This window comes from Microbacterium sp. LCT-H2 (assembly GCF_001866135.1).
Lineage (GTDB): Bacteria > Actinomycetota > Actinomycetes > Actinomycetales > Microbacteriaceae > Microbacterium.
In genome coordinates, this window is record NZ_MODW01000002.1 from 337,962 (window position 1) to 358,901 (window position 20,940).

A 20,940-nucleotide genomic window follows, 5' to 3' on the forward strand; every position below is an offset into this window, starting at 1 on the left:
GCCTAGCATGAGGTCATGACGGCGATGATCGAGATCCCCGGCGGAACGCTTCTCATGGGGTCGGACGAGTTCTACCCGGAGGAAGGACCAGTCCACGAGCGGCGCGTGGAGGCGTTCACGCTGGATCAGCATCCCGTGACGAACCGCCAGTACGCCGCGTTCGTCGAGGACACCGGGTACGTCACGATCGCCGAGCGGCCGATGGACCCCGCCGACTATCCCGGCGTGCATCCGGACGACCTCGTCCCCGGCGCCATGGTTTTCACACCGACCACCGGCCCCGTGGACCTGCGCGACTGGCGGCAGTGGTGGCGGTGGGAGCCGGGGGCGTCCTGGCGCCACCCGTTCGGGCAGGGGTCGTCGATCGACGACCGCCTCGACCATCCGGTCGTGCAGGTCGCGTATCCCGATGCCGCTGCCTACGCCGCGTGGGCCGGCAGGCGCCTGGCCACCGAGGCGGAGTGGGAATGGGCGGCGCGCGGTGGGCTCGTCGGTGCCCGCTTCGCCTGGGGTCAGGAGACGAAGCCGGACGGCACCCTCATGGCCGACACCTGGCAGGGTGCCTTCCCCTACCGGAACGACGGCGCAGACGGGTGGATCGGCACCGCTCCGGTCGCCTCGTTCCCCGCGAACGGCTACGGCCTGCACGACATGATCGGCAACGTCTGGGAGTGGACGGACGACTACTGGACGCATCGCCACGTGCCGCCGGGTGCGGCGGGTGTCGACGCCGGTCAGCGCGCGAGCCTGTTGTCGTCCGAGCCCGGGTCACCCATCCCTCGCCGCGTGCTCAAAGGCGGCTCGCACCTCTGCGCCCCCGAATACTGCCTCCGCTATCGCCCCGCGGCGCGGTCGGCCCAGGCGGAGGACACCGCAATGACCCACATCGGCTTCCGCTGCGCTCTCTGACCGGTGTTCTCCGCCTCAGACGGAGTCGGGGAACACGGACGCCCAGTCGTCCTTCACGCTGACCACGGTGTAGCCCCGGTCGGCTGCGGCGTCCAGGGCCCGCTCGGCTCCCGTGTCGTAGGGGGTGTCGTCGCGGCCGCCATCGTCGTGATGGATCAGCAGTGCGAGCCCGGGCCGCGGGCCGCCGTGCGCGAAGTCGAGCATCGGCATGTCGCCGTTGGAGTTGCCGGCCGCCAGCAGCGGGCGCCGGCCGATCCGACTCCAGATCCGCACCGGCTTCTCCGGTCCGTCGTCGAAGAACGCCAGGGCCGAGGAGTAGCGGATGCTGGCATCCTTCTCGTCGTAGGAGAGTCCGAGCGCCGAGCCGATCACCCGCTCGGGAGGGATGCCGTAGTTCGCCTGGGTCATCGGCCGCATGAAATCGCGCTCGCCGCCCGACACGATGTAGCACGTGAAGCCGTGGCTCTCGAGGTACCGCAGCAGCTCGACCATCGGGCGGTACACCGATTCGGCGTAGGGGCGGCCCAGGAGCGGGTGCTGGGCCGTGCGGTAGAACTCCGCCACGGAGCGGGCGTAGTCCTCCACGCTCACGCCGTCGGTCAGTCCCAGGAGCGCCTGGATGATGACTCCGAGGTCGGAGTCGTCGCCGGCGTAGTGCTTGTCGATCGCGGTGCCGAGCCAGGCGAGGTCACCGGTGACCGCTGCTCGGTAGGGCTGCCGGTCGGCCAGGGACGGGTCGCGGGTCGCCTCTTCGCGCCAGCGCTCGACGACGTAGTGCAGCTGGGTGGGCATGGGCTTCTCCGACCAGAGAGTGCCGTCGTTGTCGAACACCGCGATGCGTTCGTCGACGGGGACGGCGTCGGTGCCCTCCGTCACGGCGGCGACGAACGCCTCGATCGTGCGCCGCGTGCCGGTGTCCCGCCAGGAAGCCAGAGGTGAGGAGTCCATGACCGCGATCTTCACAGGCCCGGCGACGGATGCCGAGCGTCCCTCACCCGGAGCGGACGAGTCCCGCTGCGGCCCGGGCGTGCGGGAATACCCTCGGAGGGTATAGAGTTGTGCCGAAGGAGTACCCCAGGGGGGTATCCCGAGGAAAGGAAGCATGATGAGCACGAGCGAGTACCAGGTCACCGGAATGACCTGCGGCCACTGCGAGATGGCGATCCGCGACGAGGTGTCGCGCATCCCCGGTGTCGAGGGTATCGATGTCAGCGCGCAGAGCGGGAGACTCGTGGTGCGCAGCTCCGCCCCCGTCGACGACACGGCCGTGCTGGCCGCCGTTGACGAGGCGGGCTACCAGGCGGTCCGGTCCTGATGGACACCCCGTCCGCGACCAGCGTGGAGCTGGAGATCGGCGGCATGACGTGTGCGTCGTGCGCGATGCGGATCGAGAAGAAGCTCAACCGTCTCGACGGCGTCACCGCGACCGTGAACTACGCCACCGAGAAGGCGACGGTCACGGCGCCGGAAGGCGTGGACACCGCCGTGCTCATCGCCGAGGTCGAGAAGACCGGCTACACCGCCGTCGTTCCCGCGCCTCCCTCGCCGAAGGGTGCGCAGCCCGACGGAGAGCAGCCGGATCCGGAGCTCACGGCGTTGCGTCACCGGTTGATCGCGTCCGTCGTGCTCACCGTCCCGGTCATCGCGATGGCGATGATCCCGGCGCTCCAGTTCACGTATTGGCAGTGGCTGTCGCTCGCGCTCGCGGGCCCCGTGATCGTGTGGGCGGCGTGGCCGTTCCACAAGGCGGCGTGGATCAACCTCCGGCACGGTGCGGCCACGATGGACACGCTCATCTCCATGGGCACGATCGCCGCCCTGCTGTGGTCGTTGTACGCGCTCTTCTTCGGCACCGCCGGGATGCCCGGCATGACACACCCGTTCGAGCTCACCGTCGCGCCCAGCGACGGCGCCGGGAACATCTACCTCGAGGTCGGGGCGGGGGTGACCACGTTCATCCTCGCCGGGCGCTACTTCGAGAAGCGCTCGAAGCGGCAGGCCGGTGCGGCGCTCCGGGCGCTGCTGGAGCTCGGCGCGAAGGAGGTCGCCGTGCTCCGGCAGGGCGTCGAGACCCGGATCCCGACGAGCGAACTGCGGGTCGGGGACGCATTCGTCGTGCGCCCGGGGGAGAAGATCGCCACCGACGGCGTGGTGGTCAGCGGCACGTCCGCGGTCGACGCCTCGATGCTGACCGGCGAGTCGGTGCCCGTGGAGGTCGGTGCCGGCGATGCCGTCACCGGAGCCACGGTGAACGCCGGGGGACGCCTGGTGGTGCGTGCGACCCGCATCGGCGCAGACACCCAGCTCGCCCAGATGGCGCGGCTCGTGGAGGAGGCGCAGACCGGGAAGGCCGAGGTGCAGCGCCTCGCGGACCGTATCTCCGGGATCTTCGTGCCGATCGTGATCGTGATCGCCCTCGGCACGCTGGGAGTGTGGCTGGGGGCCGGGTTCCCGGCGTCCGCCGCCTTCACTGCCGCGGTCGCGGTGCTCATCATCGCCTGCCCCTGCGCGCTGGGGCTGGCCACGCCGACCGCCTTGCTCGTCGGCACGGGTCGCGGTGCCCAGATGGGCATCCTCATCAAGGGCCCTGAGGTGCTCGAGTCGACTCGGAAGGTCGACACGATCCTGCTCGACAAGACGGGGACCGTCACCGCCGGCCGCATGACGCTGACGGCGGTGCACACCGACGACGGCGTGGATGGCGAGGAGCTGCTGAGGCTCGCCGGTGCCCTCGAGGACGCCTCCGAGCACCCCATCGCGCAGGCCGTGGCGGCCGCGGCCACCCGGGAGCTCGGTGCCCTGCCGAGCGTCGAGGAGTTCGCGAACGTCGAGGGCAGGGGCGTCCAGGGCATCGTGGACGGCCACGCCGTCGTCGTGGGACGCGCCTCGTTGCTCGCCGACTGGTCGCAGCACCTGTCCCCGGGGCTGGCTGCGGCCAAGGCCGAGGCGGAGGCCCAGGGCAAGACCGCGATCGCGGTGGGCTGGGACGGTCGTGCCCGCGGGGTGCTCGTCGTCGCCGATGCGGTCAAGGCCACGAGCGCGGAGGCGGTGGCGCAGCTCCGGGCGCTGGGACTGACGCCTGTCCTGCTCACCGGCGACAACCGCGCAGTGGCAGAGCAGATCGCCCGCGAGGTGGGCATCGCCGAGGTGATCGCCGAGGTGCTGCCCCAGGACAAGGTGGACGTGGTGCGCCGGCTCCAGGACGAAGGCAAGGTCGTCGCGATGGTGGGAGACGGCGTGAACGACGCCGCGGCCCTCGCCCAGGCCGACCTGGGGATGGCGATGGGGACCGGGACAGACGCGGCGATCGAGGCGAGCGACATCACCCTCGTCCGCGGCGATCTGCGCAGTGCGGCGGACGCGATCCGCCTGGCCCGGCGCACGCTCGGCACGATCAAGGGCAACCTGTTCTGGGCCTTCGCCTACAACGTCGCAGCGATCCCGCTGGCGGCACTCGGCCTGCTCAACCCCATGCTCGCCGGTGCGGCGATGGCGTTCTCCAGCGTCTTCGTCGTCGGCAACAGCCTCCGCCTGCGGTCCTTCCGCAGCAGGGCGGTGGACACCCCGTGAACGAGAGACAGAGGAGTACCGACATGTCCGATTCCCCCGCAGGATCCTGCTGCAGCGTTCCGCGCCAGAGCGGCGTCTCCGCCGAAGGGCGCACCGACCTGCTCGCCGCGCCGGCCGAGGGCATGGCCGAATGCCCGGTGATGGCCGGCACACCGGTGGTGATCGCCACGGCCGAGGCCGCGGGGCTGTACCGCGACCACGAGGGCACGCGCTACTACTTCTGCTGCGCGGGCTGCGGGCCGGCGTTCGACGCCGATCCCGCGAAGTACACCAGGGCGGCCTGAGCCCCCACCCGTGCGGGGCCGCGACAGATCCGGCCCCGCACGGCATCATCGACGTTGGAGGGAAGACATGAGCACCTCGCATCACGACCATTCCGCGCACGGCCACCCCGTTGAAGCGGAGGCCGACACGCACGCGGACCACACCGGCCACGGCGGTCACGGGGGACATGGCGGTCACGGCGACCACGTCGCGCAGTTCCGGCGGCTGTTCTGGATCATGCTCGTCCTGGCCGTGCCGACCGTGCTGCTCTCGGGCATGTTCGCGATGATCGTGGGCTACCCGCTTCCCGACATCCCGGGCCTGGTCTGGGTGTCGCCGGTCCTCGGCACGGTCATGTACGTGTGGGGAGGCAAGCCGTTCCTCACCGGCGCCGTCAGCGAGATCCGTGCGCGGCAGCCCGGCATGATGCTGCTCATCGGGCTCGCGATCACCGTGGCATTCGTCGCGTCGTGGGGAGCGAGCCTCGGCCTGCTGCATCATGAGCTCGATTTCTGGTGGGAGCTCGCGCTCCTCATCGTGATCATGCTGCTCGGGCACTGGATCGAGATGCGGTCGCTGGCGCAGACCACCTCCGCCCTCGACTCGTTGGCCGCGCTGCTGCCGGACGAGGCCGAGCGCGTCGAGGGCGATCAGGTCGTGCGAGTCGCCCCGTCGGACCTCCGCGTGGGCGATGTCGTCGTGGTGCGTCCCGGCGGCAGCATCCCCGCCGACGGGCGGATCGTGGACGGCCGCGCCTCGATGGACGAGTCCATGGTGACGGGGGAGTCCCGCACCGTCACCCGGACGACCGGCGATCCGGTGACCGCGGGAACCGTCGCCACCGACTCCGGCCTCCGCGTGGAGATCACCGCGACCGGAGACGATACGACGCTCGCGGGCATCCAGCGGCTCGTGACGGAAGCGCAGAACTCCTCGTCCCGCGCACAGCGTCTGGCCGATACGGCCGCCGGCTGGCTGTTCTGGTTCGCGCTCGGTGCTGCCGCGATCACCGCGGTGGTGTGGAGCGCGGTCGGCCTGCCGGACGACGCCGTGATCCGCACGATCACCGTGCTCGTGATCGCCTGCCCGCACGCGTTGGGCCTGGCCATCCCGCTCGTCGTCTCGATCGCGACCGAGCGCGCGGCCCGTGGCGGCGTGCTGGTGAAGGACCGGCTGGCCCTGGAGAGCATGCGTACCGTCGACACCGTGCTGTTCGACAAGACCGGCACGCTGACCAAGGGCGAGCCCGTCGTCTCCGCGGTGTCGGTGGCCGGTGCGGAGACCGCGGAGGAGGTGCTGGCGCTCGCCGCGGCCGCCGAGGCCGACAGCGAGCATCCGCTGGCGAAGGCCATCGTCCGGGCCGCTCGCGACAGGGAGCTCCGCGTGCCGGCGAGCCGCGACTTCTCGTCCTCGCCGGCAGTGGGGGTGACCGCGACGGTGGACGGTGCCGTGATCCGCGTCGGCGGCCCGCACCTGCTCACGGAGGAGGATGCCCGCGAGCTGCCCGTCGCGGAAGGGTGGCGTGCGGACGGCGCGATCATCCTGCACGTGCTGCGGGACGGCCGCGTCATCGGGGCGCTCAAGCTCGCGGACGAGGTGCGTCCGGAGTCGCGGGACGCGGTCGATGCGCTGCATGCGCTCGGCGTCCAGGTCGTGATGATCACCGGCGACGCGGAAGCCGTCGCGCACACCGTCGCGGCCGACCTCGGCATCGACCGTGTGTTCGCCGGCGTCCGGCCGGAGGACAAGGCCGCGAAGGTGCAGGAGCTGCAGCGTGAGGGCCGCAAGGTCGCGATGGTGGGTGACGGCGTGAACGACGCCCCCGCGCTCGCTCAGGCCGACGTGGGCCTGGCGATCGGCGCCGGCACGGACGTGGCGATCGCCTCCGCCGGCGTGATCCTCGCCGGAGACGACCCGCGTGCGGTGCTGTCGGTGATCGAGCTCTCCCGCGCCTCGTACCGGAAGATGAGGCAGAACCTCTGGTGGGCGGCCGGGTACAACCTGCTCTCCGTCCCGCTCGCCGCGGGTGTGCTCGCTCCGATCGGGTTCGTGCTGCCGATGTCGGTCGGCGCGGTGCTCATGTCGCTGTCGACGATCGTGGTGGCGCTCAATGCGCAGCTGCTGCGGCGGCTCGATCTCCGTCCGGAGGTCGTCACCGCGGACATCCTGCAGCGCTGAGCGCCACCACGCCGCCGTCTCGGTCCCGGCTCAGCGCCGACGGCCGAGGCGGCGGAGAGCGCGGACGCTCAGGACCGCCGTCAGCACCCAGGGCCCCACGACGATGATCGGGTCGAGCCAGGTGTGCCGGAGATCGATGCGGCCGCGTCCGAACCGCGACGCGAGCGGACGATGCTGCGGTTCCGCGAGGACGCCGGTCTGCGTGATGGGGTCGTCCGGCCGCCGGGTGATAAGGGAGCGGGCGTGCGCGGTCACGGCATCGACGCGGTCGCCCAGCACGAGCAGCAGCCAGCGGGTGTTCTTCGTCTCGCTGAACCGGTCGTAGGCCACGCGCCGGATGGCGCCGGACAGGCCGTGCAGCGGCTGGGCGGTGCCCCAGACGGGAGGCAGCATCCCGTGCTCGATCGAGCGCTCGCGACCGCGGTCGGGGCCCTGACGCTCGGGGAGGTCCCAATGCGCGCCGGTGTCGCCGACATCCTCCAGCTGCTGCCAGGTGCGGCGGTGCTCGGGGGCGAGGTCGGCGCCCCAGCCCGGGATCCGGGCACGCAGCTCATCGGGGGTCGGTGCGGGGATGGGTCGGGATCCTTCGTACGGCATGGTCATTCCTCTCCGACGACGATGAGCGGTTTGATGCAGTCGTCGAGCTTGGACGAGAACACGTGGTAGGCCTCCGCGATGTGCTCCAGCGGGAAGCGGTGCGTCAGCAGCTCGGACGGACGGATGTGCCCCGCCTGGATGTGTTCGAGCAGTCGCGGCCACTGCCTCTTCACGGGAGCCTGGTTGCCGCGCACCGTGAGCCCCTTGTTCATGATGTCGCCGAGGCGCACCGAGGTCACCAGCGGGCCGTAGGCACCGAGGATCGACACGGTGCCGCCCTTGCGCACGCTGTCGATGGCCCAGTTCACCGCGACGGGGGAGCCGCCCTGCAGCTTGAGCTTCGCGGCGGTCACGTGCTGGACGACGCTGCCGTCCGCCTCCGCGCCGACCGCGTCGATCACCACGTCCGCGCCGAGGTAGCCGGTCGCCTTCTTCAGCGCGAGCACGATGTCACCGGCTTCGTGCAGGTGCATCGTCTCGGCGAAGGCGAAGTCCCGTGCCTTCTCGAGCCGGTAGTCGAGGTGGTCGACGACGATGACCCGTCCTGCGCCGAGGAACCAGGCCGAGCGGGCGGCGGCCAGACCGACGGGCCCGGCGCCGAACACGACCACCGTGTCCCCTTCGGCGATGTCCGCCTGCTGCGCGCCGAAGTAGCCGGTGGAGAACGCGTCGGTGAGCAGCAGCGCGTCCTCGGAGGCGAGCCACTCCGGGATCACCGAGGGGCCGACATCCGCGAACGGCACGCGCACGCGCTCCGCCTGCCCGCCGTCGTACCCGCCGGTCGTGTGCGAGTAGCCGTAGATCCCCCCGACCGCGGTCGCGTTGGGATTCACGTTGTGGCAGTTCGAGAAGAGGCCGCGGCGGCAGAAGTAGCACGAGCCGCAGTAGATGTTGAACGGCACCATCACCCGGTCACCCGGGCGCAGCGTCTCCACGGAGGGACCGACCTCCTCGACCACCCCGACGATCTCGTGACCGAAGGTGTGCCCGATGCGGGTGTCGGGCATCATGCCGTGGAAGAGGTGGAGATCCGACCCGCACACGGCGGCTCTCGTGACCCGGACGATCGCGTCGTTGGGGTGTTGGATCGTCGGGTCGGGTTTCTCCTCGACGCGGATCTTGTACGGTCCGCGGTAGGTCATCGCCTTCATCGGGTGCTCCTTCGCTACGTGGAGTGACCGACGCTAGGCACCGCCTCGGGGATGACTCAGGGCATTGACGGATGGCGCAGGGGAGCGTAGAGGACCGAGGTCAGGCCCCGGGCGGGAGCCCGATCTCGGCGCGTGCCCGACGGCTGCGGGCCGCGAGCACGAGTCCGCCGAGGACCGCGGCGAGGAGTGAGCCGACGAGCACGCCGATCTTCACGTGATCGTCCGCGACGCTGCTGCTGCCGTACGCGAGCTCACCCACCAGCAGCGAGACCGTGAATCCGATGCCCGCGAGGAGGGACATGCCGGCGAGATCCGGCCAGCGCAGCGTCTCGTCGAGGCGCAGCGCCGGCACCCGGCTCAACAGGAAGGTCGTGAGCAGGATGCCGACCGGCTTCCCGAGCACGAGGCCCACGATGATCCCGATCGTGATCGGATCGGTCAGGGCCGAGACGAGACCCTCCACGCCGCCGATCTCGACCCCGGCTGCGAAGAACGCGAACACCGGCACGGCGACGAGGGTCGCCACGATGCCCCAGCGATCCGCGAAGTGCGCGGCGAGACCGTCGTACACCGGGGCGCCGTCGGCGTCCGTCCCCGTGCGCACCCGCGCGCGGGCCGTCGGACGCACCGGCACCATGAAGCCGAGCAGCACGCCGGCCACCGTGGCGTGCACGCCGGACGCATGCACGAACGCCCAGACGGCCAGGGCGAGGGGAAGCAGGATCCACCAGGACCGGATGCCGTTCTGCACGGCGAGTGCGAAGCCGGCGAGGGGGAGGAGCGCGAGGATCAGCCAGGGGAAGCTGATGGTCTCGGTGTAGAAGGTGGCGATGATGGTGATGGCGATGAGGTCGTCGATGATCGCGAGGGTCAGCAGGAACACCCGCAGCGCCGGCGGCAGGAAGCGGCCGACGACGGCGAGCACCGCGATCGCGAACGCGATGTCCGTGGCCGTGGGGATCGCCCATCCGCGGAGGACCTCGGCGCCGGAGGACGCGTTGATCGCGACGAAGAACAGGGCGGGGACGATGACGCCGCCCACTGCGGCGGCGATCGGAAGCGCGGCACGGCGGGGGTCGCGGAGGCGGCCGGCGACGAACTCCTCCTTCAGCTCCAGTCCGACGACGAAGAAGAACACCGCGAGCAACCCGTCGGCGGCCCAGGCGCCGACACTGAGCTCGAGGTGCCACTCCGGGATCCCGAAGCGGAAGTCCCTGACGGCCTCGTACCAGGAGGCGGCGGGGGAGTTGGCGAGGATCAGGGCGGCGAGCGTGGCGGTCAGCAGGAGACCGCCGCCCAGCACGTCGCTGCGGGCGGTGGAGCGGATGCCGCGCCAGAGCTCATGCGGCGCGAGACGGAAACGGGCAGGGGACGACGAAGAAGACACAGGGATACCTCACGGCAGATGGATGGGTGACGCGATGTCGCCGCACCCGTCCGGGCGCGGCCTATCCCCGTGGCGGCGGGCAGCCCGCGATCTCGCCGTGCGAGAGGGTGCCCCAGACGCTCGTCCACCCGTTGGTGCCGGGGTGCAGGACCACGCGCATCCACTCCGTCATCGGCGTCGCGGACGACAGACGGCGCGGAGCGCGCGTCGAACCGGCGATGTGGAGGGTGGGCACGGATCCAGGCTACCGCGACGAGCGCACCCGGGCGATCGCAGTCGCAGAGGCTGGACCGCGCTCGGGGCGTTCGCTACGTTCGAGGCATGGCGTCCAAGAGAGTGCTCACCGTCGCGATCGCCGTTCTCCTCTGCAGCTCTGTCGGGATCCCGGCCGCGGCGCTCGGTGCCGTCCCCGCTCCCTCCGACGGGACCGCGGTGGTGACGGTCCGTGCTGGCGGCGACCGCATCTCCGATGACGAGGTGGGCCCGCTCGCGGATGTCCAGCTCGGACTCTTCGCGTCGCAGTCGGCGACGACGCCGGAGGCTCTCTGCACGTCGGATGCCGATGGCGACTGCAGCTTCGTCCTCAGCGGCGCCCAGCTCGGCCGCACCTACTGGGTGGGAACGGTCGGGGTGCCGGCCGGATGGTATGCCAACGACGCCCTGCGCACGGGCCCGGCGAGCGGATCGAGTTCGACGGCCTCGGCGTACCGTTTCCCGACGCCGGCCGTGGAAGCCGGCCAGACCTACCGTTCTACGCGCGAATTCATGATCTCCTCCTCGAACTCGCTGCCGACGCGGTCGAACGGCGTCTGGCAGCAGTCCCGGGTGAACCCCGCTCTCGACGCGAAGTGCGGGTCCGACATCGCCATCGTGATGGACCTCTCCGCCTCGGTGGGGTCGGCGCTCCCGCAGCTCAAACAGGCCGCCGATGCCTTCGCGAACGCGCTCGTCGGGACGCCGTCTCGCGGGTCGGTGTTCAGCTTCTCCCGTCAGTCCCCGAGCATCGAGTCCGCCACCGGGGAACCCAGCGAGAACCGTCCGGAGTTGGTCTCGCTGTCCACGCAAGCAGGGGCGGACGCGTTCACGGCGCAGTACGCCGGGTGGAGCCTCGGCTCGGGGACGAACTGGGACCGCGCGTTGCAAGAGGTCGCCGCGGCGTCTCCCCGCTACGACGTCGTCGTCGTGCTCACCGACGGCAATCCCGACCGCTGGGGAGCCACGCACGGGGATGGCTCGAACACCCACTTCACCGACGTCGAGGCTGCGGTGTTCTCGGCGAACGCGCTCAAGGCCGAGGGCTCGCGGATCGTCTCCTTCGGGGTCGGCGCCGGAGTGCAGGGGGTCAGCGCCCTCAATCTCGCCGCGATCTCGGGGCCGGTCGCTTTCGACGGGGACAACCTCGCCGAGGCCGACTTCTTCCAGACCCCCGACTACGCGGGCGCCGCAGAACAGCTGGGGCAACTCGCCTTGGCCGGGTGCGCAGGCTCCCTGTCGGTGGTGAAGCAGATCGTGCCCGGCAACACGACCGAGGAGGACGTCACAGGCGCCGTCCCCGCCGGGGCCGGGTGGACGTTCGACGCCCAGCCCGCGACGGCGGGCACGGTCATCGCCCCGGCATCCGCGACCACCGTCGCGGATGGCACGGGTACGGTGTCGTTCGAACTCACGCCGCCCGCCGGAGCCAGTGCCTCCAGGGTCACGGTGGCGGAGCGGCAGCAGGATGGTCACACGCTCGTGACGCAGGGAGGGCAGAACGCACGCTGTGTCGATCTGCGGACGGGCGAACGAGTCCCGGTCACGTCGTCCGGCGCCACAGGATTCACGGTGGACGTGCCGGCGGCCGCTGCCGTCAGCTGCACGATGTACAACCGTTCCCCTGTACCGACGTCGGTCGTCGTCGACAAGGAATGGGTCGTCGACGGAGGCCGCTATCCGGACGGCGCGCAGCCGGCCGGAATCACGGCGGCACTCGGTCTCACGGGACCGGGGAGCGCCGGCACCACCCCGCAGCCATTCGGCGCGGTTCGCGACGGGTATCGCGCGGGCGACGCCGTGACGATCTCGGAGGTGACGACGCTGGAACCCGAGGAGTGCTCCCTCGTGTCCAGCTCGGTGAGGTCGACCACCGGGGTGACGATCGCCGAGACGGTACCGGCCGCCGTGACCCTCGAGTCCGGTGCCAACGCCTTCGTCATCACGAATGTGGTGACGTGTTCGTCGGACCCGACGCCTGCCCCGACCGAGCCGGGGTCAGGTGCGGAACCGCCCGCCGACACGGGGCCGCTCCCGGCGACCGGGCTCGACGGCTCGCGGCTGGCGCCCACGATCGCGGGCGCCCTGACGGCGGTGGCCCTGGGACTGACGCTCGCGCTCGCAACCCGCCGTCGTCGTGTCTGAATCGGAGAACCCCCGCCCGGATCGGGCGGGGGTTCTCGCTGTACGTGCCCCCGACAGGAGTCGAACCTGCGACCTACGGTACCGGAAACCGGCGCTCTATCCACTGAGCTACGGAGGCGTACCGATCGACAATATCACTCGTCGGGGGTGGTCTCCGACCCACCGGCCTCCGTGACCGGCGCGGCGCGCAGTTCGTCGAGCGCCGCGGCGAGCTTTTCGGCGAGATAGCGGTGGCCGTCGGTGGACGGATGCTTGCGGCCGACCTCCACGTCGATGACGGCGAGATAGTTGTCGTCGGTGATCCAGTCCCGCTCGATCGGGGAGATGTACCACCAGCCGCGAGCCGAGGCGAGAGCCGCGAGATCCCGGTCGATCCGTGCCGTCTGCGCGCCCACCGGCAGCTCGTGCGGCGCGGGACCGAGCACGACGATGGCCGCCTCCGGGTACAGCGCCGTCAGCGCGTCCCAGGCGGCGGTCACGGCCTCGCGGTAGCCGGCCGCGCCCTGCGCCCGGTCGTTGATGGAGCCCTGGATGATGACGAGGTCCGGAGCGAGAGTCGGGTCCAGTGCCGCGATGCGGTCGCCGAAGGTGGGGCCGTCGATGCCGGGCTTGAGGTAGCCGCTGCCCCGGACGCCGTCCACGATGGTCGTGCCATGCAGGAGGTCGGCGAGCACGTACGCGTAGCCGAGCGTGGGGTCGGAGGCGGCCGAGCCGTAGGTCCAGGAATCGCCGAACACGAGGACGGTCGGCTCGTCGGGGAGCACGAGCGGCGCGGGGGCGATCACCGCGATGGACTCGTCTCCGGCGGCGGCACCGGCGGGGAGGGACGACGGCGCCGGAACCCAGGGCCGCCAGACCCCGAGAACGCCCGCGGCGACGGCGACGAGGAGGGCCGCGGCGATGCCCGCGATGCGCAGTCGACGAGGGGCGGCGGGGGCGTTCATGGTGTGAGAGTAGATCACGGACGGCGGATCGCAAACTCCCCGGGACACGGGGCGACGGAATGGGCCCGCGCGCCCCCGTAAACTGGGGGATCTATGAATCCTGAAACGCTCGCCCACGCCCTCCTCGCCGTCCTCGCCCCCATCGCCGAGGAACGACGTCCGGGCGAGCCGTTCGACCTCACCGCCGCTGACATCGTGCTGGAGCGCCCGCGCAACCGCGATCACGGCGACTGGGCCTCGAACATCGCCATGCGCCTGGCCAAGCCCTTCGGCACGAACCCGCGTGAGCTCGCGCAGCAGATCGCTGACGGACTGGCCGATGTGGACGGTATCGCGAGCGTCGAGGTCGCGGGCCCCGGGTTCCTCAACATCCGCCTCGACGCGGCGGCCGCCGGCGCGCTCGCGAAGGTCATCGTCGACGCCGGCCCCGCCTACGGGACGAACTCCTCGCAGGAGGGCGTCAGCGTGAACGTCGAGTTCGTCTCGGCCAACCCCACCGGTCCGCTGCACATCGCGCACACGCGCTGGGCGGCTCTCGGCGATGCGATCGTCCGACTGCTCCTCGCGAGCGGAGCCCGTGCGGTGCGCGAGTACTACATCAACGACGCGGGCGTGCAGATGGACCGCTTCGCGGCGTCCGTGCTGGCTGCGGCGAAGGGGGAGCCCACGCCGGAGGGCGGCTACCCGGGGGAGTACATCGCGACGCTGGCCGGCCGCGTGCTCGAGGCCCGTCCCGACCTGCTCGACCTCCCGGGGGAGGAGCAGCTCACGGTCGCCCGCGAGCTCGGCTACGAGTACCAGCTCGCCGAGATCAAGAACTCCCTGGAGCGCTTCAACGTGCCGTTCGACGTCTGGTTCTCCGAGCGCACCCTGCACGCGAAGGACGCCTCGGGGTCGAGCCTGATCGACCAGGCCGTCGACCGTCTGCGCGAGCAGGGCCACGTGTTCGACGAGGACGGCGCCGTCTGGGTGCGCACGACCGACTTCGGCGACGACAAGGACCGCGTGATCCGCCGCTCGAACGGCGAGTACACGTACTTCGCGGCCGACGCCGCCTACTACCTGAACAAGGGCGACCGCGGCTTCCGCGACAAGATCTACCTGCTCGGCGCCGACCACCACGGCTACGTGCACCGTCTCAAGGCGGTCGCGGGGGCGGCCGGCGACGACCCCGCGAAGAACATCCAGGTGCTGATCGGCCAGATGGTCTCGATCAACGGCGCCCGCCTCAGCAAGCGTGCCGGCAACATCATCGAGATGGACGACCTGCTCGACTGGCTCGGCACGGACGCGCTGCGCTACTCGCTGGAGCGCTCGCCCGCCGACTCGCCGCTCGACCTCGACCCGGAGCTGCTGCAGAAGCGCACGAACGACAACCCGGTGTTCTACGTGCAGTACGCACACGCCCGCACCCACAACGTCGCGCGCAACGCCGTCGACTCCGGCATCGACCGCTCGGTCTTCGCCCCGGAGACGCTCACGCATGAGACCGAGGCGGCCCTGCTGGGCGCACTCCAGGAGTTCCCGCGCATCGTCGCGTTCGCCGCCGAGGTGCGCGAGCCGCATCGCGTCGCGCGCTACCTGGAGGAGCTCGCCGGGCTGTACCACCGCTGGTACGACAACTGCCGTGTGATCCCTCTGAGCGATGCCCCGGTGGAGGACGTGCACCGCACGCGCCTGTGGCTGAACGATGCCGCCGGCCAGGTCTTCCGCAACGGGCTCGACCTGCTCGGCGTCTCCGCGCCCGAGCGCATGTAGGGAGCGGCATGAGCGACGACAACCCGACCCTGCCGTACCCGAAGCCCTCGGACGAGCACCCGACGCTCGTCGTCCCGGACCCGGCGGACGGTCGGGGCAGCGCCGGAAGCCGTCGCCGACGGTGGCCGTGGGTCGTGCTCATCGTCGTGGTGGTGCTCGCGGCCGTCGTGGTGGCGGCGGAGCTCGTCGCCCGGGCGGTGCTGCCCGGCGTCGTGCGTTCGATCGTCATCGAGCAGCTCGATCTGCCGGCCGATCAGCAGCTGGACGTCGAGACCGAGGGGATGCTCCTCCCACAGCTCCTCGCTGACCGTCTCGACACCCTGCGGCTGTCGACGGACGCCGTCACGCTGCAGGGCATCACCGGTGCGGCTGACGTCACGGCGACCGGCGTTCCGCTGCGGGGCGGCGACCTCGACGGCGCCGACGGCACCATCCGCATCGACCAGGAGCAGTTCACCGCTCTGCTCGCCGACTCGGATCTCCCGGTCGACACTGTGGAGTTCGCGGCACCGAACGCGACGCTCGGGGGCTCGTTCGACGTGCTCGGCGCCGCGGTCCCGGTCTCCGTCACCCTCACTCCCGGGGCTGTCGAGGGCGACCTCGAACTCACCCCGGTGGCGGCCAGCATCGGCGGCGTGGACATCGATCTCGACAGCGTCGGGTCGTCGCTCGGCTCCCTCGGTGACGGGATCACGCAGCCGCGGCGGGTGTGCATCGCGGACCAGCTCCCGGCCGGTCTGACGCTGACGGGGGTCGAGATCGTCGACGATCAGGCCGTGATCGACATCGACGTGGACGGGGCGATCGTCACGGATGAGGCGCTCCAGGAGAAGGGATCCTGCGACCGCTGACCGGACCCCGCTTCAACCGGGCAGGCGCTCCTGCAGCCGTGCGGCGAGCTCCACCGGCTGTTGCAGGGGGATGCCGTGTCCGCATCCACGGAGGACCTCGAGGGTGCTGTGGGGATGGACACGGTTCAGCAGCGCGGCGGAACGATGCATGAGCGGCTTCTCGTCGCCTCCGACGAGGACGAGTGCCGAGCCGGGGTGCGTACTCCACGCGGACGGCGGTGCGAAACGCAGGTTCTCCTCGACGGCACGCAGCAGGGTCGTGCGTGAGAGGGCGGCGGAGGTCTCCAGATAGCGGGGGAGCAGTGCGTCCGGGATGAACAGTTCGCGCGCCTGCAGACGCGCGAACCGCTCGTTCCTGGCGAGCCCGGCCGTGAGCCGCAGCAACGCGAGGGTCGGTCGGACGGCGCGCAGCGGTTCCGCCTGGGCGCTGATGACGACGGCGTCGGCGACGAGGTCCGGCCGTCGTGCCGCGAGCAGGACGGCGAGCTGCGCGCCGAGGGAGAAGCCGACGACAGTGGCCGGTCCGGTCTCCCGTTCCAGCAGGGGGATGAGCCTCGCCACCGTCTCCTCGTGCGACGCGTAGTCCTCGGCCGCACTGCGGCCGTGACCGGGAAGATCCGGGACGATGACCCGCCGCGCGGGATCGAGGTGCGCGCGCAGCGGTTCCCACATCCAGCCGGCGACGCCGCCGCCGTGCAGCAGGAGGAGCGGCGTGGCTCCTGGGGGACCCGATGTCTCGTGATGCATGTCACTCCGTCTCGAAGCTCGCGGCCATGCGGCCGACCGTGTCGATGGCGCTCTTCAGCGTTCCTCGGTCGAGCGGTCCCAGCGTGCGGGCCGCGGAGAGCAGTCCGAGGGTGGCGCTGGAGAGCGCGAGGGCGAGGGCTTCGGGCTCCACGTCCGGCACGATCCGGCCCTGACGCTGGAGGCCACGGATCCCGGCGACGACCTGCTCGTGACGTGTCCGGTACCGGGACATCGGTTGCGCGGCGACGTGGGCCCCGAGCACTCCCGCGTCGTCGAGGAACGCGGCCGTCATGAGCTCGTCGTCGAGCAGCGCCGTCGCCGTGGTGCGGTAGAGGGCGCTGAGCGAGGGCTGCAGTCCTGGGGTGCGGGCGACGGCGTCGGCGATCCGCGCGGTTCCGCGCTGGAGCAGGGCGTCGAGGATGTCGCGCTTCGCGGCGAACTCCAGATAGACGGCGCCTTTGCCGATGCCGGCCGCGCGGGCGATCGCCGCGACGCTCATCGAGTCGAACCCCTCCGCGAGGACCATCCGCTCCGCCGCGTCGAGGATGCGTGCCCGGCGGTCCGGGACGAGCGGCCTAGGCATCGGAGCCTCGGGCGAACCACTCGCACAGGGCGGGGATCACGAGGTCGGGACGGTCCCGCTGCACCCAGTGCCCGGCGCCGGGGGCCACGAGGAGCTGCCCGTCGGGCAGGATCTCCGCGGCCGCCTCGATCCGTCGGAGAGGGACGCCGGAGTCGCGGTCGCCGTGCACGAGGAGGACCGGGACGCGGATCTCGGCGAGCCGATCACGGTAGTCGGTGCGCAGTCGCAACGGCCACACCTGATCCCGCTGCCAGTCGCCGAACGTCGTGAGACCGGAGCCGGTCGCTGCCTCGGCGAGCACCGCATCGACGAGAGCCGGGGTACGGGCGTCGGGGGAGCGGACGAGATCCTGGAGGCCTCGCGTCATCGCCTTCCGGTCGCGTGCGTAGACGCGTGTCATCGCACCGAGCAGGCCCGAACGCAGGAGCAGGAAGGTCGACAGGTGCGAGAGGGTGCCGAGGGCGCCGTCCGCCAGGCGTGGCATCAGTCCGTAGCTGCCGAGGAGGGCGGCGGCGTGTGCTCCGTCCGGGCGGTCGAGCAGATGGCCCAGCGTCATGCCCGCGCCCATCGAAAGACCTCCGATGGCGTAGGCGTGCAGCCCGAGGGCGTCGACGAGGTCGCCGACGTATTGCACCAGGCGCTCCTGGGTGAGCGGCGCATCGAGGCGGGGGCTGCGTCCGAAGCCCGGGTGGTCCGGCGCGACGACGCGGTGTCCGGCCGCCGCCAGCGCCGGCCCGACCTCTCCCCAGGAGAGCTCCGCACTGTCGGCCCCGCCGCCGTGCAGCAGCAGCACGGGCGGTTGCGTCTCCACGGAGGGGTGCCATTCCAGGACCGACACCGCGGCGCCGGGAACGGTCACGGTGTGCCGTCGTGGTGCGGACATGCGCCCCCTCTCGTTGTGACCACCATATCGAATGCGGTCACAACGAGGATGGTCAGTCTTTCTTGGCCGCCTTCTCGGCCGTGCCGTTCTCCTCGGCCGCCGCGCGCTGGGCGTCGCGCAGCTCTGCCGTGGCGATCTTGACGTCGACCTCGGCGCGCTGCAGCCGACGCTGGACGAACGTCCGCGCGCCGAACCGCTCGTGCAGGCGGTCGCCGCGCTCCTCTTCGGCGGTGACGATGTAGGCGCACGCGACGAGGATGACCTGCGTGGACAGCTGGAGCCAGATCAGGAGCGCGAGGAGCGAGGCGAACGACGCGAGGAGGGGATTGCTCGTCGCTCCGCCCACGAACAGCCCGGAGAGCTGCTGCAGCACGATGAGGCCGAAGGCGCCGAGGAAGGCGCCGCTCCACAGGGAACGCGCGGCGGGCCGGACGCCGGAGAGCAGGAGGAAGGCGCCGACGATCAGGGCCGCGTCGAGGATGAAGACCACGAGCAGGGACAGGAGACGGACCGTCCAGGCGAGCAGTGGCGAATCCGACGGCACCCCGAGCAGATCGCCGATCCAGGTCACCCCGAGCTGTCCGATGAAGGTGATCCCGGCGGCGAGTACGAACGCGAGCCCGATGCCGACGGCGAGCAGGAGGTTGCGGACGATGACCCAGATCCACAGGATGTCCGCCTGGATCGTGCCGGCGATGGTCCGGATGGCCGTGCGGAGCGAGCCGATGGCGCCGAGCGCGGCACCGATCAGCGCGACGAGGGAGACGATGCCGGCGATCGAGAACGACGCCGGGGTCCGGAGGTCGTTGGTATTGATGACGCCGCCCTCGCCGATGAGCCCGGGGACCGCGGACTGCACGGCGTCGATGATCGCGCGCCACGCCTCCGGGTTCCCGGAGAGCCAGAGGGCCGCGAGGGAGAAGCCGAGGAGCACGCCCGCGAACACGCTGAACAGGGCGCGGTAGGTCACGCTGTCGGCGAGCATCGGACCGCGGCGTTCGGAGTACAGCAGCACCGCCCTCACCGGTCGCCGAGCCAGGGCCCAGGCGATCACCGGGCCCGTGACGCGGGCGACGAGTCCCGGGCGGGCCGGGGCTGCGGAGCGGTTCTCGGAGTCTCGGTTGTCGGTGTCTGCCACGTGCCCACCCTACGAGCCGGACGGTACCGCTCCCCAGGGGGTTGACGCGGCGTGTCACCATGACCAGGGCCCGACAGAGGGTGCCCTAGAATCGGGGCAACTCGATGTGCGCCTCCGCCCGAGATCCGTCCCACGATTGGTGTTCCGTGCTCGACTCTGCCGCCACGCTCGCTCCGGACTGGCTTGTCGTCCCCGAGGATCCGAACGATCTCGCGCCGGGTGTCTGGCCATCGTCGGCCACGCGCGACGAGGACGGCGGCCTCGTGCTCGCCGGAGTGCCAGCGCCCGAGCTCGCCCGTACCTACGGCACGCCGCTCCTCGTCCTCGACGAGGACGAGGTGCGTCGCCGCGCCCGGGCCTTCCGCGACGCGTTCGACCGCGCCGCGTCCACGCACGGCACCACCGCGCAGGTGTACTACGCCGGCAAGGCCTTCCTGTGCACGACGGTCGCCCGCTGGGTCGTCGACGAGGGGCTCCGCATCGACGTGTGCACCGGTGGCGAGCTCGAGGTCGCCCTCGCCGCGGGGGTCGCACCGGCGTCGCTGGGCTTCCACGGCAACAACAAGTCGGTCGCCGAGCTGGAGCGCGCGGTCGCTCTCGGTGTCGGCACGATCGTCGTCGACAGTGCGATCGAGATCGAGCGCCTCGCCGCCATCACGGCGCGCACGGACACCGTGCAGCGCGTGATGGTCCGGGTCATCAGCGGCGTCCACGCCGAGACCCACGACTTCCTCGCCACGGCCCACGAGGACCAGAAGTTCGGCTTCCCGCTCGCCGAGGCCGAGGCCGCGGTGGCGCGGATCCGCGAGATCCCGGGGCTGGAGTTCGCGGGCCTGCACTGCCACATCGGCTCGCAGATCTTCGGCGTGGCCGGCTTCCGCGAATCCGCGTCGCGCGTGCTCGAACTGCACGCCGCCCTCCTCGAAGGTGGCCCGGTGCCGCAGCTGAACCTCGGCGGCGGCTTCGGCATCGCCTACACCCGCGTCGACGACCCCACGCCGATCGACGAGCTCGCCGACGGCATCGTGGCGGCAGTGGCCGAGGGCTGCGCGGCGCGGGGCATCGCGGTGCCTGCGCTCTCGTTCGAGCCCGGGCGCGCAATCGTGGGCACGGCGGGCGTGACGCTCTACGAGGTAGGGACGACGAAGGACGTCACTGTCGCCTCCGGGGCCACGCGGCGGTATGTCAGCGTCGACGGCGGGATGAGCGACAACGCCCGCACAGCCCTCTACGGCGCCAGCTACTCGGCCCGCCTCGCCTCGCGGACGGGGACCGACGAGCCTCAGCTGAGCCGGGTCGTCGGCAAGCATTGCGAGTCCGGCGACATCGTCGTCGACCACGAGTACCTTCCCGGAGACGTCACGCCGGGCGATCTCCTGGCCGTCCCGGCGACCGGCGCCTACTGCGCCTCGCTCTCGAGCAACTACAACCACGTCCCGCGGCCGCCCATCGTCGCGGTGCGCGAGGGGCGCTCGCGGGTGATCGTCCGCGGCGAGACCGTCCACGACCTGCTGGCCCGCGACGCGGGCATCGACGGGGCGCACGCCCCCGAGGGAGCACGATGACCCACCATCGAAGGAGCA

Annotated in this window: 19 protein-coding genes and 1 tRNA gene; 9 read left to right on the forward strand and 11 right to left on the reverse strand. The window is 71.3% G+C overall.

Annotated features, from left to right (window positions below; genetic code table 11):
* The first annotated feature begins 24 nt into the window (after nt 1-24).
* Entirely contained in the window at nt 25-909 is an 885-nt protein-coding gene (locus BK819_RS06010; RefSeq protein WP_371259835.1) for a formylglycine-generating enzyme family protein, read from the forward strand.
* A 15-nt stretch (nt 910-924) separates the two neighbouring features.
* Here BK819_RS06010 and BK819_RS06015 read toward each other — a convergent pair whose 3' ends face one another.
* A complete protein-coding gene (locus tag BK819_RS06015) occupies nt 925-1,857 on the reverse strand; it encodes an HAD family phosphatase (protein WP_071328737.1) in 933 nt (310 codons plus the stop codon).
* Nucleotides 1,858-2,014: 157 nt separating this feature from the next.
* Here BK819_RS06015 and BK819_RS06020 point away from each other — a divergent pair, with 157 nt between their 5' ends.
* The 4 genes from BK819_RS06020 to BK819_RS06035 all read left to right on the forward strand — a co-directional run bounded on the left by BK819_RS06020 (nt 2,015) and on the right by BK819_RS06035 (nt 6,921).
* Nucleotides 2,015-2,224 carry a heavy-metal-associated domain-containing protein gene (locus BK819_RS06020; protein WP_025103117.1) on the forward strand — a complete coding sequence of 70 codons (210 nt, stop codon included), beginning with the start codon at nt 2,015-2,017 and terminating at the stop codon, nt 2,222-2,224.
* Nucleotides 2,224-4,479, forward strand: a complete 2,256-nt coding sequence (locus tag BK819_RS06025; RefSeq protein WP_071328345.1) for a cation-translocating P-type ATPase — start codon at nt 2,224-2,226, stop codon at nt 4,477-4,479. Before BK819_RS06020 ends, BK819_RS06025 begins: the two co-directional genes overlap by 1 nt.
* A gap of 23 nt (nt 4,480-4,502) precedes the next feature.
* Nucleotides 4,503-4,763 carry a YHS domain-containing protein gene (locus BK819_RS06030; protein WP_071328346.1) on the forward strand — a complete coding sequence of 87 codons (261 nt, stop codon included), beginning with the start codon at nt 4,503-4,505 and terminating at the stop codon, nt 4,761-4,763.
* Nucleotides 4,764-4,830: 67 nt separating this feature from the next.
* The gene (locus BK819_RS06035; protein ID WP_071328347.1) at nt 4,831-6,921 is read left to right on the forward strand and encodes a heavy metal translocating P-type ATPase; all 2,091 of its coding nucleotides are present in this window, start codon (nt 4,831-4,833) and stop codon (nt 6,919-6,921) included.
* A gap of 30 nt (nt 6,922-6,951) precedes the next feature.
* On the opposite strand, the gene BK819_RS06040 is transcribed toward BK819_RS06035, so the two are convergent.
* The 4 genes from BK819_RS06040 to BK819_RS16770 all read right to left on the reverse strand — a co-directional run bounded on the left by BK819_RS06040 (nt 6,952) and on the right by BK819_RS16770 (nt 10,291).
* A complete protein-coding gene (locus tag BK819_RS06040) occupies nt 6,952-7,518 on the reverse strand; it encodes a hypothetical protein (RefSeq protein ID WP_071328348.1) in 567 nt (188 codons plus the stop codon).
* A 2-nt stretch (nt 7,519-7,520) separates the two neighbouring features.
* Nucleotides 7,521-8,669 carry a zinc-dependent alcohol dehydrogenase gene (locus tag BK819_RS06045; RefSeq protein WP_071328349.1) on the reverse strand — a complete coding sequence of 383 codons (1,149 nt, stop codon included), beginning with the start codon at nt 8,667-8,669 and terminating at the stop codon, nt 7,521-7,523.
* Between the two features lie 100 nt (nt 8,670-8,769).
* Nucleotides 8,770-10,056 carry a Na+/H+ antiporter NhaA gene (gene nhaA / locus BK819_RS06050; protein ID WP_071328350.1) on the reverse strand — a complete coding sequence of 429 codons (1,287 nt, stop codon included), beginning with the start codon at nt 10,054-10,056 and terminating at the stop codon, nt 8,770-8,772.
* Nucleotides 10,057-10,117: 61 nt separating this feature from the next.
* Nucleotides 10,118-10,291, reverse strand: coding sequence for a hypothetical protein (locus BK819_RS16770; RefSeq protein ID WP_177173799.1), 174 nt, complete (start codon nt 10,289-10,291; stop codon nt 10,118-10,120).
* 86 nt (nt 10,292-10,377) lie between these two features.
* Here BK819_RS16770 and BK819_RS06055 point away from each other — a divergent pair, with 86 nt between their 5' ends.
* Entirely contained in the window at nt 10,378-12,453 is a 2,076-nt protein-coding gene (locus BK819_RS06055) for a vWA domain-containing protein (protein ID WP_071328351.1), read from the forward strand.
* Between the two features lie 45 nt (nt 12,454-12,498).
* On the opposite strand, the gene BK819_RS06060 is transcribed toward BK819_RS06055, so the two are convergent.
* Nucleotides 12,499-12,571 (reverse strand) — tRNA-Arg (locus tag BK819_RS06060).
* A gap of 16 nt (nt 12,572-12,587) precedes the next feature.
* On the reverse strand, nt 12,588-13,397 hold the full coding sequence (locus tag BK819_RS06065; RefSeq protein ID WP_083391714.1) for an SGNH/GDSL hydrolase family protein: 810 nt from the start codon (nt 13,395-13,397) through the stop codon (nt 12,588-12,590).
* A gap of 93 nt (nt 13,398-13,490) precedes the next feature.
* Here BK819_RS06065 and argS point away from each other — a divergent pair, with 93 nt between their 5' ends.
* Both argS and BK819_RS06075 read left to right on the forward strand, forming a co-directional pair.
* Nucleotides 13,491-15,155, forward strand: coding sequence for an arginine--tRNA ligase (gene argS / locus BK819_RS06070; RefSeq protein ID WP_071328353.1), 1,665 nt, complete (start codon nt 13,491-13,493; stop codon nt 15,153-15,155).
* A gap of 8 nt (nt 15,156-15,163) precedes the next feature.
* Nucleotides 15,164-16,006: an LmeA family phospholipid-binding protein gene (locus tag BK819_RS06075; RefSeq protein ID WP_071328354.1), complete on the forward strand. Its 843-nt coding sequence runs from the start codon at nt 15,164-15,166 to the stop codon at nt 16,004-16,006.
* Nucleotides 16,007-16,018: 12 nt separating this feature from the next.
* On the opposite strand, the gene BK819_RS06080 is transcribed toward BK819_RS06075, so the two are convergent.
* The 4 genes from BK819_RS06080 to BK819_RS06095 are packed head-to-tail and all read right to left on the reverse strand — an operon-like array spanning nt 16,019 to nt 19,357.
* On the reverse strand, nt 16,019-16,753 hold the full coding sequence (locus tag BK819_RS06080; protein WP_071328355.1) for an alpha/beta fold hydrolase: 735 nt from the start codon (nt 16,751-16,753) through the stop codon (nt 16,019-16,021).
* A gap of 1 nt (nt 16,754) precedes the next feature.
* Complete coding sequence (locus BK819_RS06085; protein WP_071328356.1) at nt 16,755-17,336, reverse strand: TetR/AcrR family transcriptional regulator; 582 nt, start codon at nt 17,334-17,336, stop codon at nt 16,755-16,757.
* On the reverse strand, nt 17,329-18,219 hold the full coding sequence (locus BK819_RS06090; protein WP_071328357.1) for an alpha/beta fold hydrolase: 891 nt from the start codon (nt 18,217-18,219) through the stop codon (nt 17,329-17,331). Before BK819_RS06090 ends, BK819_RS06085 begins: the two co-directional genes overlap by 8 nt.
* Before the next feature lie 52 nt (nt 18,220-18,271).
* On the reverse strand, nt 18,272-19,357 hold the full coding sequence (locus BK819_RS06095; RefSeq protein WP_177173800.1) for a YihY/virulence factor BrkB family protein: 1,086 nt from the start codon (nt 19,355-19,357) through the stop codon (nt 18,272-18,274).
* 146 nt (nt 19,358-19,503) lie between these two features.
* Between BK819_RS06095 and lysA the strand changes: the two genes are divergently transcribed.
* A complete protein-coding gene (gene lysA / locus BK819_RS06100) occupies nt 19,504-20,922 on the forward strand; it encodes a diaminopimelate decarboxylase (RefSeq protein WP_256209404.1) in 1,419 nt (472 codons plus the stop codon).
* Nucleotides 20,923-20,940: the final 18 nt, after the last annotated feature.

Excerpts from the sequence above, each read along its gene's own strand:
- BK819_RS06020 (WP_025103117.1), top strand. The coding sequence starts at position 2,015 with ATGAGCACGAGCGAGTACCAGGTCACCGGAATGACCTGCGGCCACTGC.
- BK819_RS06045 (WP_071328349.1), bottom strand. The coding sequence starts at position 8,669 with ATGAAGGCGATGACCTACCGCGGACCGTACAAGATCCGCGTCGAGGAG.
- BK819_RS06080 (WP_071328355.1), bottom strand. The coding sequence starts at position 16,753 with ATGCATCACGAGACATCGGGTCCCCCAGGAGCCACGCCGCTCCTCCTG.
- BK819_RS06040 (WP_071328348.1), bottom strand. The coding sequence starts at position 7,518 with ATGCCGTACGAAGGATCCCGACCCATCCCCGCACCGACCCCCGATGAG.
- BK819_RS06010 (WP_371259835.1), top strand. The coding sequence starts at position 25 with ATGATCGAGATCCCCGGCGGAACGCTTCTCATGGGGTCGGACGAGTTC.
- BK819_RS06055 (WP_071328351.1), top strand. The coding sequence starts at position 10,378 with ATGGCGTCCAAGAGAGTGCTCACCGTCGCGATCGCCGTTCTCCTCTGC.
- BK819_RS06030 (WP_071328346.1), top strand. The coding sequence starts at position 4,503 with ATGTCCGATTCCCCCGCAGGATCCTGCTGCAGCGTTCCGCGCCAGAGC.
- BK819_RS06025 (WP_071328345.1), top strand. The coding sequence starts at position 2,224 with ATGGACACCCCGTCCGCGACCAGCGTGGAGCTGGAGATCGGCGGCATG.
- BK819_RS06085 (WP_071328356.1), bottom strand. The coding sequence starts at position 17,336 with ATGCCTAGGCCGCTCGTCCCGGACCGCCGGGCACGCATCCTCGACGCG.
- BK819_RS06090 (WP_071328357.1), bottom strand. The coding sequence starts at position 18,219 with ATGTCCGCACCACGACGGCACACCGTGACCGTTCCCGGCGCCGCGGTG.
- argS (WP_071328353.1), top strand. The coding sequence starts at position 13,491 with ATGAATCCTGAAACGCTCGCCCACGCCCTCCTCGCCGTCCTCGCCCCC.
- BK819_RS06075 (WP_071328354.1), top strand. The coding sequence starts at position 15,164 with ATGAGCGACGACAACCCGACCCTGCCGTACCCGAAGCCCTCGGACGAG.
- BK819_RS06065 (WP_083391714.1), bottom strand. The coding sequence starts at position 13,397 with ATGAACGCCCCCGCCGCCCCTCGTCGACTGCGCATCGCGGGCATCGCC.
- BK819_RS06035 (WP_071328347.1), top strand. The coding sequence starts at position 4,831 with ATGAGCACCTCGCATCACGACCATTCCGCGCACGGCCACCCCGTTGAA.
- BK819_RS06015 (WP_071328737.1), bottom strand. The coding sequence starts at position 1,857 with ATGGACTCCTCACCTCTGGCTTCCTGGCGGGACACCGGCACGCGGCGC.